Genomic DNA, 18,011 nt, shown 5'->3' on the forward strand with positions numbered 1-18,011 from the left:
ACTTTGACCCTTATATCAGGAGGCTGAGACTTGAGTAAAATTTATGTGTTAGATACGAATGTGTTATTACAGGATCCTAACGCGATATTTTCTTTTGAAGAAAATGAGGTTGTCATCCCTGCTGTCGTTTTAGAAGAGGTTGATTCAAAAAAACGGTATATGGACGAAGTTGGGAGGAATGCAAGGCACGTATCTAAGCTAATCGATGCGCTAAGACAAAAGGGCAGGCTGCATGAGCATGTACCGCTTGACACCGGCGGCACACTGAGAATTGAACTGAATCATCGTTCGTTTCACCAGCTGCAAGAGATCTTTATTGAAAAGACGAACGATAATCGCATATTAGCCGTTGCGAAAAACTTAAGCCTCGAGGAAGAAACCAAGGAAAATGGCAGGCCGGTTATCCTCGTCAGTAAGGATGTACTGGTCAGGGTTAAAGCCGACGCAATCGGACTGCTTGCTGAAGATTTCTTGAATGACCGGGTTGTGGACAATGATGAAATGTACAGCGGCTATAAAGATTTATATATCAGCCAGCAGCTGTTCAGCTCTTTTTACGGGAAAAATCAAATTTCAGTAAACGATGTGAAACAGCATGCGTTTTATCCGAATCAGTTTGCTTTAATGAAGGATGAGCTAGGAGGATCCTCCTCGGCAATCGGAATTGCAGATAAAACCGGAACGGTATTAAAAAGACTCGTATTTGATGATGAACATATATGGGGAATCAGGCCGAAAAATGTACAGCAGACAATGGCATTAGAGCTTTTGCTGCGGGAAGATATTCCGCTTGTCACCCTGATCGGCAAAGCGGGAACCGGCAAAACGCTCTTAGCTTTGGCGGCAGGGCTATTACAGACAGAAGACTTGGGAATATATAAAAAGCTGGTTGTCGCAAGGCCGATTGTTCCTGTTGGCAAGGACATCGGGTATTTGCCAGGCGAAAAAGAGGAAAAGCTAAAGCCTTGGATGCAGCCGATTTTTGACAACTTAGAGTTTCTGTTTAATGCGAAAAAACCAGGGGAGCTTGATGCTATTTTGGCGGGAATTGGCTCAATTCAGGTAGAGGCGCTGACTTATATCAGAGGGAGAAGCATTCCAGATCAATTTATTATCATTGATGAAGCGCAAAATTTGACCAGGCATGAGGTGAAAACTTTGCTGACGAGAGTCGGTGAGGGCAGTAAAATTGTCTTAATGGGTGACCCTGAACAAATTGATCACCCATATTTAGACAGTCTGAACAATGGTTTAGCCTATGTGGTTGAGCGGTTTAAAGGACAACCCATCTCAGGCAGCGTGAAGCTGTTAAAAGGTGAGAGATCAGGTCTCGCCCAGCTCGCAGCTGATTTGCTGTAACATTAAATAATTTCGATCTCTTTTACGTCGGTAATCGGCTGTTTGTGATGAATCGGGTCTTCAAAGTAAATATGCACGGGGCCGCCTTCTTGAATCGGCTTGCCTGCCTCACTGAAATGGACAATACTGTTCAGAGCGGTTTCCAGAGAAACGGCGGCCTTTCCCGAACTTGTGACAAATACACATTGTGTCGCAGAGCTGTTCGGCTCAGCATTTTTCAGGACAGTCCCAAGTCTCATTGCGAAACTGCCGTTCATCAGTTTTTGCTTCTCATATTGTTTTTCCGTCTTTAATGTAGGCGGCGCAATTCGCCCCTCTCTGATGACGCGTTCCGGATCAAGGTCGGATTCATCCCCGGCTGATTGTAAATATGTGTCTTGACTGTCCCCTTTGCGGTCAAACGAAAATTTGCGATCATCAAAAATCCATACGCTTGGATCAATGGTAATTGGATATGTAACATTGCCTTTTACTTGGATAACGCTCATGATATGACCCCCTTCTCTCAAAATTATAAAAGTTTTCGCATGAATTGTCACTTTGTGTACAAATTATGTGTATTGAAATGCTGAGGGAACGAGGGTGTTTGCATGGTATGCCGGCATAATGATGAGCTTGAAGCCTTAGTGAAAAAGGCGAAAAAAGTAACGGACAAGGGGGAGGTAGCCAGCTATATTCCCGCCTTGGCAAAAGCTGATAAACACGACCTGTCAGTGGCGATTTATTATTCCAATAATGTTTGTCTGTCAGCAGGTGACGTAGAAAAAACATTTACGCTTCAAAGTATATCGAAAGTCCTTTCCCTTGCTTTGGTGTTAATGGAATACGGCAAAGATAAGGTCTTCAGTTATGTTGGACAGGAGCCGACCGGTGATCCGTTTAATTCAATTATCAAGCTCGAAACAGTGAATCCGAGCAAGCCGTTAAACCCTATGATTAATGCCGGGGCATTGGTAGTGACAAGTCTGATAAGAGGAAGAACGGTGAAAGAGAGACTTGATTATTTGCTTTCTTTTATCAGAAGGCTGACAAACAACCAAGAGATTACATACTGCCGGGAAGTGGCTGAATCTGAATACAGCACTTCAATGATTAATCGGGCGATGTGTTATTATATGAAGCAGTACGGCATTTTTGAAGATGATGTAGAAGCAGTAATGGATTTATATACGAAGCAATGCGCGATTGAGATGAACAGCTTGGATTTAGCGAAAATCGGATCTGTATTTGCATTGAACGGCAGACATCCAGAGACTGGGGAGCAAGTCATCTCAAAAGATGTCGCTAGAATTTGCAAAACGTTTATGGTGACGTGCGGAATGTACAATGCAAGCGGGGAATTCGCAATTAAGGTCGGAATTCCTGCGAAAAGCGGCGTATCCGGCGGGATTATGGGCATTTCGCCTTACGATTTCGGGATCGGCATATTCGGCCCCGCATTAGACGAAAAAGGGAACAGCATTGCAGGTGTAAAGCTTTTGGAAATAATGTCTGAGATGTACAGGCTGAGTATTTTTTAATTTATGTCATATGCTTAAATCCTCTTGCATTTTCTGTTGATACCCTTTATGATAAATAGAAGAATTAGGTACTCGCCTGGGGAACGGAGGGATACTTTTGGCTTCAGAGATGATAGTTGACCATCGGCAAAAAGCTTTTGAACTCTTAAAAGTGGACGCTGAGAAGATTTTGAAGCTGATCCGAGTACAAATGGATAACTTAACGATGCCTCAATGTCCTCTATATGAAGAGGTTTTAGATACTCAAATGTTCGGGCTTTCGAGGGAAATCGATTTTGCTGTCCGCCTGGGATTGGTTGATGAAAAAGACGGTAAAGACCTTTTATACACATTGGAACGCGAATTGTCTGCTTTACATGACGCGTTTACAGCTAAATAAATGATAAAACTCAAACTTATTAACAGTTTGGGTTTTTTTATAACCGCTATTTTTCTCTCATCTCATAAAAGACGGTCTTTTTTTACACATTCCTTCCGAATCGTATAGAGATTCTTCGTCTCGTTTGATAAATTGTAGTAAAATAAAAAAGATAAATACATAAAAACCATAGATAATGGAAGTTAGAAGCAGGGAAGAGGATGTTATGTTAAAAAAAATGCTAAAATCTTATGATTACTCACTGATATTCGCAATCGTTTTATTATGCGGATTCGGTTTAGTGATGGTATACAGCTCAAGCATGATTACGGCTGTCTCCCGGTATGGAGTAAGCAGTAATTTTTTCTTCATGCGGCAGCTGTTTGCTTTAATTGCGGGTGGCGCTCTATTTATTCTCATGGCGTTGTTTCCTTATAAAGCACTGGCCCATCAAAGGTTTCAGAAGGGGATACTGCTTGTATCTGTTCTTGCGCTTATCTCACTGTTTGTATTCGGGCATGTTGCCGGAAACGCGCAAAGCTGGTTTAAAATCGGCGGAATGAGTATTCAGCCGGGGGAGTTTGTGAAACTGGTCGTGATTTTATACCTCGCAGCCGTATATGCAAAAAAACAAAGCTATATTGACCATCTATTAACGGGTGTAGCTCCTCCCGTAGTCATGACGCTTGTGATTTGCGGGTTAATTGCCATGCAGCCTGATTTCGGTACAGCCATGATTATAGGGCTGATTGCGACGTGCATGATCTTGTGCTCCGGCTTCAGCGGAAAGACGCTGGTGAGGCTGCTTTTGCTCGGCGGAATTGTTTTCATTTTAGTCAGCCCGATTCTCTATTTAAATCAGGATCAAATTTTAACTAAAGGCCGTTTGGCGCGTTTTGAGAGTCTTGAAGACCCATTTAAGTATGCAAATTCATCAGGTTTGCAAGTGATCAATTCTTATTATGCGATCAGCTCAGGCGGCATTTTCGGCCTGGGGCTCGGTGAAAGTATCCAAAAATACGGATATCTGCCTGAATCACACACTGACTTTATTATGGCTGTCATTGCTGAAGAGCTCGGCATTTTTGGGGTTTTGTTTGTGATTTTCCTATTGGGTTTTGTCGTCATTAAAGGTTTTTATATAGCCAGAAAGTGCGAGGACCCGTTTGGAAGTCTTCTGGCGATCGGCATTTCAAGTATGATTGCCATCCAGTCGTTTATTAACCTTGGCGGTGTCAGCGGATTAATTCCGATTACAGGGGTTACGCTGCCATTTATCAGTTACGGGGGCTCTTCTTTGGTGCTGCTGCTGGGGAGTATGGGGATATTAGCGAATATCAGCATGTTTGTGAAATATTCAGAGAATAAGAAAAAGAAAGAGCCCTTGGCGCCGAAGGGAATGAAAAAGAAACAGCTCAAAAAAACTGTTTATCAGTAAAAAACAAGTGTGTACAGGGGAAGGATATTCCGCTATGATAGATTATATTCCATTCGGGTAAGGGGGAGAAAAGTTTGTCTCAGCAATCGATACAAAAAGTATTAGTAGCAAACAGGGGAGAAATTGCAATCCGAATATTCCGGGCGTGTACCGAGTTGAATATTCGTACAGTTGCGGTCTATTCAAAAGAAGATTCCGGTTCCTACCATCGGTACAAAGCGGATGAAGCATACTTGGTCGGTGAAGGGAAAAAACCGATTGATGCTTACCTGGATATTGAAGGTATCATTGATATTGCGAAAAGAAACAAAGTCGATGCAATTCATCCGGGATACGGTTTCTTATCTGAAAATATTCATTTTGCGAGACGATGTGAAGAAGAAGGCATCGTATTCATAGGGCCAAAATCCGAGCATCTCGATATGTTTGGTGACAAGGTAAAAGCGCGTGAGCAGGCAGAAAAAGCGGGAATCCCCGTGATTCCGGGAAGCGACGGTCCTGCCGAAACGCTTGAAGCCGTCGAACAATTTGGACAAGCTAACGGTTATCCGATCATCATTAAAGCCTCGCTTGGCGGCGGCGGCCGCGGTATGCGGATTGTCAGATCTGAAAGTGAAGTCAAAGAAGCATATGAGCGTGCTAAATCAGAGGCGAAAGCAGCCTTTGGCAATGATGAAGTTTATGTAGAAAAATTAATTGAGAATCCAAAACATATTGAGGTTCAGGTCATTGGAGACAAGCAGGGCAATGTCGTCCATCTTTTTGAGAGGGATTGTTCCGTTCAAAGACGCCATCAAAAGGTCATTGAAGTGGCGCCGAGTGTCTCGCTGTCACCTGAATTAAGGGACCAAATTTGTGAGGCGGCAGTTGCGCTTGCCAAAAATGTAAACTATATAAATGCGGGGACGGTCGAATTCCTTGTTGCAAACAACGAGTTTTACTTTATTGAAGTAAACCCTCGCGTACAAGTTGAACACACGATAACAGAAATGATTACTGGTGTCGATATTGTTCAGACTCAGATCCTTGTTGCCCAAGGGCACAGCCTTCACAGCAAAAAAGTAAATATTCCTGAGCAAAAGGACATTTTTACAATCGGCTATGCCATTCAGTCACGGGTTACGACTGAGGATCCGCAAAATGATTTCATGCCTGATACAGGAAAAATCATGGCTTACCGCTCAGGCGGCGGTTTTGGTGTCCGTCTTGATACCGGAAACAGCTTCCAGGGTGCCGTGATCACACCATACTATGATTCACTTCTCGTTAAGCTTTCAACTTGGGCTTTAACGTTTGAACAGGCAGCTGCCAAAATGGTGCGAAACCTTCAGGAGTTCAGAATCAGAGGCATAAAAACGAACATTCCGTTCCTTGAGAACGTTGCAAAACATGAGAAGTTCCTGACAGGGCAATATGATACGTCTTTCATTGATACAACGCCTGAATTATTTAATTTCCCTAAACAAAAAGACCGCGGAACGAAAATGCTCACTTACATCGGCAATGTGACAGTAAACGGCTTCCCCGGAATCGGGAAAAAAGAAAAACCGGCGTTTGACAAACCGTTAAGCGTAAAGGTAGACGTTGATCAGCAGCCTGCCAAAGGAACAAAGCAAATTCTCGATGAAAAAGGTGCAGAAGGGCTTGCAAATTGGGTTAAGGAGCAGAAATCTGTCCTTTTAACTGATACGACATTCAGGGATGCCCACCAATCGTTATTGGCAACTAGAATCAGATCGCATGATTTGAAAAAAATCGCAAATCCGACGGCTGCGTTATGGCCTGAACTATTCAGTATGGAAATGTGGGGAGGCGCGACCTTCGATGTAGCCTACCGATTCCTGAAAGAAGATCCGTGGAAGCGTTTGGAAGATCTTCGCAAAGAAGTGCCGAATACCTTATTCCAGATGCTGCTTCGCTCATCAAATGCGGTCGGCTATACGAATTATCCGGACAATGTGATTAAAGAATTTGTGAAGCAATCAGCTCAATCCGGTATTGATGTGTTTCGTATTTTCGACAGCTTAAACTGGGTAAAAGGGATGACGTTAGCCATTGATGCCGTTCGGGATACCGGCAAAGTGGCAGAAGCTGCGATTTGTTATACGGGAGATATCCTTGACAAGAACCGGACGAAGTACGATCTTGCTTATTATACATCGATGGCGAAGGAGCTTGAGGCGGCCGGAGCCCATATTCTCGGGATTAAAGATATGGCAGGGCTGTTAAAACCGCAGGCTGCATATGAACTTGTTTCTGCGTTGAAAGAAACGATCGACATTCCGGTTCACCTTCATACGCATGATACGAGCGGAAACGGTATTTATATGTATGCGAAAGCTGTTGAAGCCGGCGTTGATATCATAGACGTGGCGGTCAGCTCAATGGCGGGATTAACGTCACAGCCTAGCGCGAGCGGATTTTATCATGCGATGGAAGGCAACGACCGCCGTCCGGAAATGAATGTCCAAGGCGTTGAATTGCTGTCCCAATATTGGGAGTCGGTGCGTAAATATTATAGTGAATTTGAAAGCGGAATGAAGTCTCCGCATACTGAAATTTATGAGCACGAAATGCCAGGGGGCCAATACAGCAACCTGCAGCAGCAAGCCAAGGGAGTAGGCCTTGGCGACCGCTGGAACGAAGTCAAGGAAATGTACAGACGCGTGAACGATATGTTCGGTGACATCGTCAAGGTAACGCCTTCCTCAAAAGTAGTCGGAGATATGGCACTCTACATGGTGCAAAACAATCTGACTGAAAAAGACGTTTACGAAAAAGGCGAATCTTTAGATTTCCCTGATTCTGTCGTGGAGCTTTTCAAAGGAAATATCGGCCAGCCTCATGGCGGATTCCCGGAAAAACTGCAAAAGCTGATCTTAAAAGGGCAGGAGCCGATTACAGTCAGACCGGGCGAACTGCTTGAGCCGGTGTCATTTGAAGCGATCAAACAGGAATTTAAAGAGCAGCATAACTTGGAAATTTCAGATCAGGATGCTGTGGCGTATGCCCTTTATCCTAAAGTCTTCACTGATTATGTGAAAACGACAGAAAGCTACGGAGACATTTCGGTATTAGATACACCGACATTCTTCTACGGTATGACATTAGGTGAAGAGATAGAAGTTGAAATTGAGCGCGGCAAAACGCTGATCGTTAAGCTGATTTCAATCGGTGAGCCTCAGCCTGACGCCACTCGCGTCGTTTATTTCGAACTGAACGGGCAGCCGCGTGAAGTAGTCATTAAAGATGAAAGCATTAAGTCTTCCGTTCAGGAAAGGCTGAAAGCAGACCGGACAAATCCAAGCCACATCGCAGCTTCCATGCCTGGAACCGTTATTAAGGTATTGGCTGAAGCAGGCACAAAAGTCAATAAAGGTGATCATTTGATGATTAATGAAGCGATGAAAATGGAAACAACGGTTCAGGCGCCTTTCTCAGGAACAATCAAGCAGGTTCATGTGAAAAATGGCGAGCCGATCCAAACGGGAGATCTGCTTCTCGAAATTGAAAAAGCATAAAAAAAACAAGAGTGTATATCAATGATATACACTCTTGTTTTTTATATAGAAAATGTGGAGTGAAACAGATGGTTAGAAGAGATATAAGGGGACTTCAGAGATTATAGAGTACTGTCACAAGCCCAAAATAAAAAGAGGCTTATATACCACCAATTTTTTAGATGCTTTGTAGTAGTCCATGCATATTTCTTTAAGCACTATCTGATTTTCCAATGGCCAAAAGGCTTTAATACTTATGTTCGCGGACTACATATGAAATTTCTATAATACGATGAGAAAGGGACAGACTGAAGTGAGCCGCTCACTGATCATCAAGTTCAGCGAAGGCTGGCCATTGAAACAATAAAGCGCCAAAACAAGACATGAAAAAAGACCAAAGCCGCCTAAGGCTTTGGTCTTGAGTCCTTATGATTGCCTGGATTCATAACGGAAACGAGCAATCAATAATAAGAAGTAGCATAGAACGCCAAACAGACAGGCAATAAAGAACGAGTGGGCAAGTGCAAAGCCCAGAGCCAGTTCAGAGTATACGATCATAATACCGGACAGTGCCTGTAATGTAATGAAAATAAGACATGAGATCCATCCCCAAAAGATCTGTTTTTGATCTTTATAGGAAGTAATAGCATGAACAGCGGCAACAATAATCCATACAAATAACAGTAAGGCTGCTGCTCTGTGGCCCATTTGCACCCATTCATGGAATTGGGTCGGAAGTCCATTGTTCAGCGGGCTGCACAGCGGCACATCAGGACATGCCAGACTTGATTCAGTGTGTCTTACATATGCGCCTGTATACACAACGATATAGGAATATATCAAAATTCCTATCATGTGAAATTGCATCTTTTTGCCGATTTGAAGCGGCTTAACCAGTGTTCTGACTGATTTATCAGCTTCAAATATGAGCAATGTTAAAATAAGCACTGAAGCAAAAGAAATTAATGAGATGCCGAAGTGAAGTGCCATAATCAGCGCGTTCGAACCGAATACGACAGCCAATGCGCCAAGCAATGCCTGAAGAAATAAAAAGATAATTGACATGATCGCGAGAAACGTTGTTTCACGAAAAATCGGCGTGATTTTTCTCCATGACCAAAACGCAAGGCTTAGCACAAGGATAATAGAGATTCCGCTTGCGAATCGGTGGCTCCATTCAATAATTGAAGCCGGATTCAGTTCAGGGAAAAAACGGCCGTGACACAGCGGCCACTGTCTGCCGCATCCTTGGCCGGAACCTGTTTTTGTAACGAGGGCACCCCCGATTAAAACAATTAGCATGACAAATGTCGTCAGAACACCGAGAGCTTTTAATGCTTTATTCATACAATATTCACCTTCTTAACATACTGCTGCAATTTTATATACGTTCCAAGTGTAAGCGAATATGTGTTTTGTGGCAATTCCCAGAGCCTTTTGTTCACAAAAATATAATAGAATGACGGCTTCTGGAAAATGTACACTTGATTATTCATGCCGGGTCTGATAGAAATAAGGTAAACGCAATGCCGATTTGGAGATTGCCTTCATCTTTGGTAAAATTCATAAAAAGTTCACAAATAAATTCCTGTTTGTCGTTTAATATTTAATAGGATGTTTTTTTACAAGATGTTATCTTGTATGATAGAGTTGCAGGTTATTTTATTCTCCTGCGTTAGGTTTGTAAGGGAGGTTTACGTTATGGCTAACTCCAGAATCTTAAATGATACAGCTATAGACGGACAAATTGAAGAAACAACGGCATGGAAAGATTTTCTGTCCCTTATTAAAATAGGGATCGTCAATTCTAACCTCATCACGACTTTCACTGGAATGTGGCTTGCACTGCATATATCCGGTTTAAGTTTTTTAGGCAATATAAACACCGTTCTTCTTACGTTAATCGGGTCTTCACTGATTATTGCGGGCTCCTGCGCGATCAATAACTGGTATGACCGGGACATTGATCATCTTATGGAGCGTACGAAAGTAAGACCGACGGTTACGGGTAAAATTCAGCCGAGTCAGGCGTTATGGTCTGGAATTTTGCTGGTTGCTTTAGGATTGATCATGCTGCTGATGACAACTGTCATGGCTGCTGTTATCGGTTTTATCGGAGTCTTTACGTATGTTGTATTGTACACAATGTGGACGAAACGCCGCTATACGATTAACACAGTAGTAGGAAGCGTTTCCGGTGCAGTGCCGCCGCTTATTGGATGGACGGCAGTGGAAGGGAATATCGGTGTCGTAGCATGGGTGTTATTCATGATTTTATTTATTTGGCAGATTCCTCACTTCTTAGCATTGGCTATTAAGAAAACTGAGGATTACAGAGCTGCAAATATTCCGATGCTTCCTGTCGTATACGGATTTGAAGTGACAAAAAGACAAATTATTGTGTGGGTTGCGTGCCTGATGCCGCTTCCGTTTTTCCTTGGTAGTCTGGGTCTTCCGATTGTCATTCTCGGCTTGCTGTTAAATATCGGCTGGCTGATTCTTGGCTTAATGGGATTCCGCTCCAAGAATATCATGAAGTGGGCAACGCAGATGTTCGTTTACTCGCTTAACTACATGACAATCTATTTCGTTGCCATGGTTGTCTTGACGCTTTTCTAAAAAATAGATATGATGCTTGTTTTATCGCTTCAAAATAAACGATGACAACTAGTAAATGCCGCCTTGACCTCTTGTTTAATCAGGCGGCTTTACTTTTATACATAGATGGCATTTTGAGTAAAAAAACTCATAATTTAAGAGAAGAGGAAATGTAAGTGCTTTATTGGTGATAGGTTGGATGGCGATAGATTTCGATCCGCTTTCCGCCTTTGTATTGACCAGAAAAGGGGTTGGGTGAAATGGTAAAGCATTGGCGTCTTATTTTATTATTAGCCTTAGTGCCGCTTCTATTAAGCGGATGTGGAAAACCTTTTTTATCCACGCTCAAGCCTGCTGGCGAGGTGGCTGATAAACAGTATGACCTGACAGTGCTCAGCACATTGATTATGGTGGTTGTTGTTGCAGTAGTATCTGTTATCTTCTTTTATGTGATTGTGAGATTCAGAAGATCACGGGTCGGTGAGAACACGATACCGAAACAGGTAGAGGGGAATAAATTTTTAGAAATCACATGGACCGTGATCCCGATTTTGCTGCTCATTATTCTTGTGATTCCTGTTGTATTATATACGCTGGAGCTAGCGGACACATCACCAATGGATAAAAAAGGCCGCAAAGCTGAGGATGCTCTTGTAGTCAATGTTAGGGCAAATTTATACTGGTGGGAGTTTGAGTACCCTGATTACGGCATTATCACAAGCCAGGAGCTGATTGTACCGACAGATCAGCGTGTATATTTTAATTTAAAAGCCTCTGATGTAAAACATTCCTTCTGGATTCCTTCAGTTGGAGGAAAACTTGATACGAATACGGATAATGAAAATAAGTTCTTCCTGACATTTGATTCAAAACGAAGCAAAGAGGCAGGAGATATGTTTTTTGGGAAGTGTGCAGAGCTTTGCGGCCCTTCACATGCGCTGATGGATTTTAAGGTGAAGACGATGTCTGCAAAAGAATTTCAGGGCTGGACAAAAGAAATGAAGAACTATAAGTCTACAGCAGAGAGCGATTTGGCTAAGCAGGGTGAAGAACTGTTTAAAGAGAAAAACTGCCTGAGCTGCCATGCGGTAGAGCCGAATGATAAGCGTGCAGAAGCCGCTAGAACGGCACCTAACTTGGCGACCTTCGGTGAAAGGACAAAAGTGGCAGGGGTGAAAGAGGCCAACAAAGAAAATGTGAAGGCTTGGCTGAAGGACCCTGACAGCATAAAGCCGGGGAACAAAATGACAGGCACATATCCAAAGCTCTCAGACAGCGAAACAGATGCGCTTTATGAATACTTAAAAGGCTTAAAAGCGGAAAGCAAGTAGGGAAGAAAGGGAGATATTGGGGGAGGTCACATATGTTGAATGCGCTTACAGAAAAGCGGACGCGCGGATCTATGCTTTGGGATTATTTGACGACGGTGGACCATAAAAAAATCGCGATTCTTTATTTAGTGGCAGGGGGATTCTTCTTTCTTGTCGGGGGAATTGAAGCGATGTTTATCAGAATTCAGCTTGCAAAGCCGGAAAATGCGTTTCTCAGTGCTCAAGCGTACAATGAAGTAATGACTATGCACGGAACGACGATGATCTTTCTTGCTGCGATGCCGCTCTTATTTGCCTTGATGAATGCGGTTGTGCCTTTGCAGATCGGGGCTCGGGACGTTTCGTTTCCATTTTTAAACGCGCTTGGTTTTTGGCTCTTCTTTTTCGGGGGCATTTTCTTAAATCTAAGCTGGTTTTTGGGCGGAGCGCCAGATGCGGGCTGGACGTCATATGCCTCACTTTCGCTTCATTCTAAAGGGCACGGCATAGACTTTTTCGTCCTCGGACTCCAAATATCGGGGCTCGGGACGCTGATAGCCGGGATTAACTTTTTGGCCACGATTATCAACATGAGGGCTCCGGGCATGACGTATATGAGGCTGCCTTTGTTTACATGGACGACATTTGTGGCCTCGGCATTGATTTTGTTTGCGTTTCCGCCGCTTACGGTCGGATTGGCTCTCATGATGCTGGATCGGCTGTTCGGAACCAATTTCTTTAATCCGGAGCTTGGCGGAAATACGGTCATTTGGGAACATTTATTTTGGATCTTCGGCCACCCGGAGGTTTATATCCTAATTTTGCCTGCATTCGGTATTTTTTCTGAGGTCATCCCTGTGTTCGCCAGAAAGCGTTTGTTTGGCTATTCTTCAATGGTTTTTGCAATCGTGCTCATTGGCTTTCTGGGCTTTATGGTTTGGGTGCACCACATGTTCACGACTGGTCTCGGCTCGATTGCAAATGCGATTTTTGCGGTTGCAACAATGGCTATCGCGATTCCGACCGGGATTAAGATTTTTAACTGGCTGTTGACGATTTGGGGAGGAAATGTGAAGTATACAACCGCTATGCTGTATGCTGTCTCATTTATTCCATCCTTTGTGCTCGGCGGTGTGACGGGAGTCATGCTGGCAGCTGCTGCGGCTGATTATCAGTTTCATGATACGTATTTTGTGGTTGCGCACTTCCACTACGTCATTATTGGCGGCGTTGTATTCGGCCTTTTAGCCGGTGTTCATTTCTGGTGGCCGAAAATGTTCGGTAAAATTCTGCATGAAACGATGGGGAAAATTTCATTTGTATTGTTTTTTATCGGCTTTCACCTCACGTTTTTCATTCAGCATTTTGTCGGCTTAATGGGGATGCCGCGCCGGGTTTATACGTTTTTGCCAGGACAGGGTCTGGAAACCGGCAACTTGATCAGTACAATCGGGGCGTTTTTTATGGCGGCAGCTGTTATTCTTCTGCTGGTCAATGTCATATGGACATCGGTAAAAGGTGAATATGTAGGTGCTGATCCATGGCATGACGGACGTACGCTGGAATGGACCGTTTCTTCACCGCCGCCGGAGTATAACTTTAAACAGCTTCCTTTTGTCAGAGGACTTGATCCGCTTTGGATCGAGAAGCAGGCAGGGCACAAATCAATGACGCCGGCGGAACCGGTTGATGATATTCATATGCCAAACGGCTCAATCCTGCCGCTCATCATTTCCTTCGGCCTTTTTGTCGCAGCGTTCGGGCTGCTGTACAGAAGTGATTACGCTTGGGGTCTGCCGGTGATCTTTATCGGGCTCGGCATCACATTTATTACGATGCTGCTTCGTTCAGTAATTGATGATCACGGCTATCATATTCATAAAGAGGAACTGCCGAACGATGATAAAGGGGTGAAGGCATAATGCAAGTTCAAGAAAAATTCACCGCAGAAACCTTTCCAGCTTCTCCTGAAAAAGTAACCCTGGAAGGGAAAAATAAATTTTTAGGCTTTTGGCTTTTTCTTGGCGGAGAGACTGTTCTGTTTGCGTCTCTCTTCGCCACGTTTCTTGCGCTTCGGAATTCAAATGCCGGTGATCCGCCTACGACGGAAATGTTCGATGTGACACTTGTATTCATTGCCACAATGCTTCTATTAACGAGCAGTTTAACGAGTGTGTACGCGATGTACCACATGAAGAACTTTTCCTTCGGAAAGATGCAGCTTTGGCTGGGAATTACGATTTTATTGGGGGCGGGCTTTTTAGGACTGGAAATCTATGAGTTCAAGCATTACACCCATGAATTTGGCTTTACTATCACAAGCTCTGCCCTTGGTTCTGCGTTTTACACGCTTGTCGGTACACACGGCGCCCACGTGGCATTTGGGCTTATGTGGATCAGCACGCTTATGATCCGCAATGCCAAGAGAGGGCTGAATCTGTATACGGCGCCTAAGTTTTACGTTGCCAGCCTTTATTGGCACTTTATTGATGTCGTGTGGGTCTTCATCTTTACCGTTGTATATTTAATGGGGATGGTGGGATAAACATGGTCGATAAAAAAAGCAGAGGGCATATCAATAGCGACCTTGAATTTAAGAAAAAAAAGCATGCCCGGGAGATGAAATATCAAGTTCTGTCTTTTGGTTTAATGATCGGTCTTACGATTGTTGCATTTCTGACTGTGGCCACGGACGGTGTCGGCAGCTGGTTTACGATTCCTTTCATTATTTTGCTAGCTGCAATTCAAGTCATCTTTCAGCTGTATTATTTCATGCATATGAATCAGAAAGGGCATGAGGCGCCGGCACTGTTTTTGTATTCAGGGGTGTTTGTCGCGTTTATCACTGTGCTTGCGTTTGTGACAATTATATGGTGGTAATTTGAACAGCCGCCGGAGGTGAAGAAATGAATCAGTTGGAGATATTTGGGTTTCGCGCGATGTGGAGCCCTTATCTTTTTTGTATCCTGTTAGGCATTACGGCGCTTTATCTCTATTTTTACAGGCGAATGTCTTCAAAGCCGAATCGAATAACTGGTAAAGAGATGGTGTGCTTTCTGTCGGCGATGCTGTTTTTATATGCAGCCGAGGGAAGCCCGGTTGATCTGCTCGGACATATTATGTTCAGTGCGCATATGGTGCAGATGGCCGTCCTGTATTTGGTTGTCCCGCCGCTTTTGATCGCGGGAATTCCTGCATGGCTCTGGGAAAAAATCATTTTCAGGCCTTCAATCAAACCGGTTTTTTCCTTTTTTACGACGCCTTTAATTGCTTTGCTTTTGTTTAACGGCATTTTTTCTTTATATCATGTACCGCTTATATTTGATACTGTCAAAACCGATCCGTTTTACCATACATTAATCACTTGGCTTATCTTTGTGCTTGCGTTCTTCATGTGGTGGCCGCTTGTTCATAAGGTTGAGCGTCTACGGCAGCTCAGCGGCTTGATGAAGCTGGGTTATATTATGGCGGACGGTATGCTGCTCACACCTGCTTGCGCCTTGATCATGTTCAGCGGTGCACCGTTATACGCTACCTATACAGATCCGGCTGTATGGGCTGAGGCAATGAGGCTTTGCGTGCCAGCGGATATGATGGGGCAGGTCCCATTAACAGGGCCAGAGATGTTGAATACACTGCCTTTGTTAGAGGATCAGCAGCTCGGAGCAGTCATGATGAAAATCATTCAGGAAATTGTGTACGGTACTTTTTTGGCCATTATTTTTTTCCAATGGGTGAAGAAAGAAAGGGAAAAGGATGGGCAGGAGGAGCCGCCGTATATTCAGCAGACGATATCATAAAAGGTACAGCGAAATATGCTGTACCTTTTCGTTACATTTGAACTGTTTTTAACATGTTGGCTATGTCCTGAATCAGTGCCTTGCTTTTTGTCACAACCTGTACGGGAAACTCTTCCGTTTCTCCATATTCTACTCCATGAGGGTAGTAATGCTTTCCTAGGAGAGGGGACATTAATTGAATCACGGCGCGCCCGCTTCCGACATCGCCTTCTGCCGCAATACCTTGTATCCGCAGGTAAAACGTACCCTCAATCGTCGAAAACTTCTTGTCATAGGTGACTCTCTCGTAATCCCATTGACCCGCTCTGATAAGACCTTTGCTTTCCATTAAGTCGTCTAGCCAGCTGAGCTCAGCCTTAACCCCTTCAAGTCCGCTTTCAGTAAACTTCAACACTGACCCCTCCTTATAAAAATTACCTTTCCTGACAATCATAGTATGAAAGCGTTAAACTTTCAATGAATCTTCTTCTTTTGAAAGTATGCAAAAATTAAATTTTGACGACAATAGCACTAGACTAAAGGAGGTTAAACGGATGACAAAAATAAAAGATCTGATGACAGCCGACTTGCAATATTGCACGGTATTAGATAATGTATATGAAGCTGCAGTAAAGATGAAGGACGCAAATGTAGGAGCGATTCCGGTAGTTGATGAGGACGGGGAAACATTGGTCGGCATCGTAACCGACCGCGATCTCGTATTAAGAGGAATCGCCATCAAAAAACCGAACTCGCAAAAAATCACTGACGCGATGACTGAAAAACCTGTCAGTGTGGAGGAAGATGCTTCAGTCGATGAGGTTCTTCATTTGATGGCATCGCATCAGCTCAGAAGGATACCAGTTACAAAAAATAAAAAACTGACTGGAATTGTCACGCTTGGTGATCTTTCTTTATCTGAGCAAACGAATGAACGTGCCGGCAGCGCCTTATCGGATATTTCCGAAGGCGATAATAGAGAAGAAGGCTTTTTTCATTAACACATAAATCTTTGACATGTTAAATAGGCTGTATTGTAATGGGATGTAAACAAGAGATTGTGAATCGCCACGGGGGTGATAGATTGAAAAATATATTGAGAGCAATGGTTATCCTCTTGATTATTTGCGGAACTTATGTTCTGTTTATTCAATATGGATCTGTTCCTGAAAAGAAATCAAATGACAGCGAGCCTCAGGTGTCAAATGAGGAAGCGCAAAGCGGCAAACGAATACATATGCCGACCTCAGGATTATTGTCCTTCATGGGCAAGTCCGCCGATGAAGTAACGAAAAAGCTTGGGGAACCTGAACGCATTGACCCTTCAGCTTATGATTACGATTGGTGGGTATACAATCAAGGTAAGGACCAATATATCCAGATCGGGGTATTAAACAATAAAGTGGTCACATTATTCGCTGCTGGGAATGATATTAACGCCAAGCCTTTCAAAATTGGAGAATCAACTGGCGAAGTATTCAAGACCACCCAGGTGGCACCATTTGTGAATGTAGAGTATAAAGGAAATTCCTATCGGTTTGAATTTTCTGAAGAAGATATCAATACAAGACCGACTGTAAAGGTAGGAAAGATGTATGTCCAGCTGTATATGGACAAATTTGAGGGGAAGCTATCCAGCATCAGGGCGTTTGATGCGCAAACCTTTGTAAAGCAAAGACCTTATGAGGTAGTGTACCGCGGGGAATTAATTAAACCGAAAGCCGTTTCAGATGAGAAATGGAAAAAGATCCAAACAACGAGCGAAAAGCAAATCCTTGATTTGACGAATGTCATACGCTTTAAACATGGACTTGCGAAGCTTGAGTGGGATCAGCCAACGGCGGAGGTGGCATTTGGACATAGTGAGGATATGAAGGAAAATAATTATTTCTCCCATGTCTCTAAAAAATACGGCTCGCTGAAAGACCGCTTAGAAGAAGGGCATGTTGACTTTCAGCAAGCGGGAGAAAATATCGCATACAATTATGTGGACGGTCCGGCTGCTGTAGAAGGCTGGCTGAATAGCGAAGGCCATCGAAAAGCGCTTCTGAATTCAGATTATACGCATCTTGGTGTCGGAGTAGACCGGAAATATTACACCCAAAATTTTATTAAGCGATGGTAATGAAAGCCGCGGACGAATGGTCCC

The 18,011-nt window shown here is 43.6% G+C and carries 16 protein-coding genes; 13 read left to right on the top strand and 3 right to left on the bottom strand.

Annotated elements, in window-relative coordinates; translation table 11 throughout:
* Positions 1-30: 30 nt before the first annotated feature.
* The gene (locus NX903_RS07400) at positions 31-1,359 is read left to right on the top strand and encodes a PhoH family protein (RefSeq protein ID WP_086343808.1); all 1,329 of its coding nucleotides are present in this window, start codon (positions 31-33) and stop codon (positions 1,357-1,359) included.
* Positions 1,360-1,361: 2 nt separating this feature from the next.
* Here NX903_RS07400 and NX903_RS07405 read toward each other — a convergent pair whose 3' ends face one another.
* Positions 1,362-1,847 (bottom strand): hypothetical protein, encoded by a 486-nt coding sequence (locus tag NX903_RS07405; protein WP_015383578.1) that lies wholly within the window; start codon positions 1,845-1,847, stop codon positions 1,362-1,364.
* A 102-nt stretch (positions 1,848-1,949) separates the two neighbouring features.
* Between NX903_RS07405 and glsA the strand changes: the two genes are divergently transcribed.
* The 4 genes from glsA to pyc all read left to right on the top strand — a co-directional run bounded on the left by glsA (position 1,950) and on the right by pyc (position 8,196).
* Complete coding sequence (gene glsA, locus NX903_RS07410; protein WP_003232263.1) at positions 1,950-2,879, top strand: glutaminase A; 930 nt, start codon at positions 1,950-1,952, stop codon at positions 2,877-2,879.
* Between the two features lie 97 nt (positions 2,880-2,976).
* Positions 2,977-3,258: a YlaN family protein gene (locus tag NX903_RS07415; RefSeq protein WP_003245286.1), complete on the top strand. Its 282-nt coding sequence runs from the start codon at positions 2,977-2,979 to the stop codon at positions 3,256-3,258.
* Positions 3,259-3,463: 205 nt separating this feature from the next.
* The gene (gene ftsW, locus NX903_RS07420) at positions 3,464-4,675 is read left to right on the top strand and encodes a cell division protein FtsW (protein ID WP_076457751.1); all 1,212 of its coding nucleotides are present in this window, start codon (positions 3,464-3,466) and stop codon (positions 4,673-4,675) included.
* 74 nt (positions 4,676-4,749) lie between these two features.
* Positions 4,750-8,196: a pyruvate carboxylase gene (pyc, locus tag NX903_RS07425; protein WP_032725637.1), complete on the top strand. Its 3,447-nt coding sequence runs from the start codon at positions 4,750-4,752 to the stop codon at positions 8,194-8,196.
* Between the two features lie 405 nt (positions 8,197-8,601).
* On the opposite strand, the gene ctaA is transcribed toward pyc, so the two are convergent.
* Positions 8,602-9,522 (bottom strand): heme A synthase CtaA, encoded by a 921-nt coding sequence (gene ctaA, locus NX903_RS07430; protein ID WP_015483190.1) that lies wholly within the window; start codon positions 9,520-9,522, stop codon positions 8,602-8,604.
* Between the two features lie 354 nt (positions 9,523-9,876).
* Between ctaA and cyoE the strand changes: the two genes are divergently transcribed.
* The 6 genes from cyoE (at position 9,877) to ctaG (ending at position 15,883) form a co-directional block, all read left to right on the top strand.
* Complete coding sequence (gene cyoE / locus NX903_RS07435; RefSeq protein ID WP_003232250.1) at positions 9,877-10,794, top strand: heme o synthase; 918 nt, start codon at positions 9,877-9,879, stop codon at positions 10,792-10,794.
* Between the two features lie 239 nt (positions 10,795-11,033).
* Entirely contained in the window at positions 11,034-12,104 is a 1,071-nt protein-coding gene (coxB, locus tag NX903_RS07440; RefSeq protein WP_014663859.1) for a cytochrome c oxidase subunit II, read from the top strand.
* A 32-nt stretch (positions 12,105-12,136) separates the two neighbouring features.
* Positions 12,137-14,005, top strand: a complete 1,869-nt coding sequence (gene ctaD, locus NX903_RS07445) for a cytochrome c oxidase subunit I (protein WP_086343809.1) — start codon at positions 12,137-12,139, stop codon at positions 14,003-14,005.
* Entirely contained in the window at positions 14,005-14,628 is a 624-nt protein-coding gene (ctaE, locus tag NX903_RS07450) for a cytochrome c oxidase subunit III (protein WP_003232244.1), read from the top strand. The genes ctaD and ctaE overlap by 1 nt, the downstream gene beginning before the upstream one ends.
* A gap of 2 nt (positions 14,629-14,630) precedes the next feature.
* Entirely contained in the window at positions 14,631-14,963 is a 333-nt protein-coding gene (gene ctaF, locus NX903_RS07455) for a cytochrome c oxidase subunit IVB (RefSeq protein ID WP_003232242.1), read from the top strand.
* Positions 14,964-14,989: 26 nt separating this feature from the next.
* Entirely contained in the window at positions 14,990-15,883 is an 894-nt protein-coding gene (ctaG, locus tag NX903_RS07460) for a cytochrome c oxidase assembly factor CtaG (RefSeq protein WP_046664162.1), read from the top strand.
* Positions 15,884-15,914: 31 nt separating this feature from the next.
* Here ctaG and NX903_RS07465 read toward each other — a convergent pair whose 3' ends face one another.
* Positions 15,915-16,277, bottom strand: coding sequence for a YugN family protein (locus NX903_RS07465; RefSeq protein ID WP_003232238.1), 363 nt, complete (start codon positions 16,275-16,277; stop codon positions 15,915-15,917).
* Positions 16,278-16,416: 139 nt separating this feature from the next.
* Between NX903_RS07465 and NX903_RS07470 the strand changes: the two genes are divergently transcribed.
* Both NX903_RS07470 and NX903_RS07475 read left to right on the top strand, forming a co-directional pair.
* Positions 16,417-16,863, top strand: a complete 447-nt coding sequence (locus tag NX903_RS07470; protein WP_003221362.1) for a CBS domain-containing protein — start codon at positions 16,417-16,419, stop codon at positions 16,861-16,863.
* 83 nt (positions 16,864-16,946) lie between these two features.
* Positions 16,947-17,987, top strand: a complete 1,041-nt coding sequence (locus NX903_RS07475; protein ID WP_032725641.1) for a CAP domain-containing protein — start codon at positions 16,947-16,949, stop codon at positions 17,985-17,987.
* Positions 17,988-18,011 lie beyond the last annotated feature (24 nt).

Source organism: Bacillus sp. FSL R5-0576, from assembly GCF_038004765.1.
In the GTDB taxonomy this organism is placed as follows: Bacteria; Bacillota; Bacilli; order Bacillales; family Bacillaceae; genus Bacillus; species Bacillus subtilis.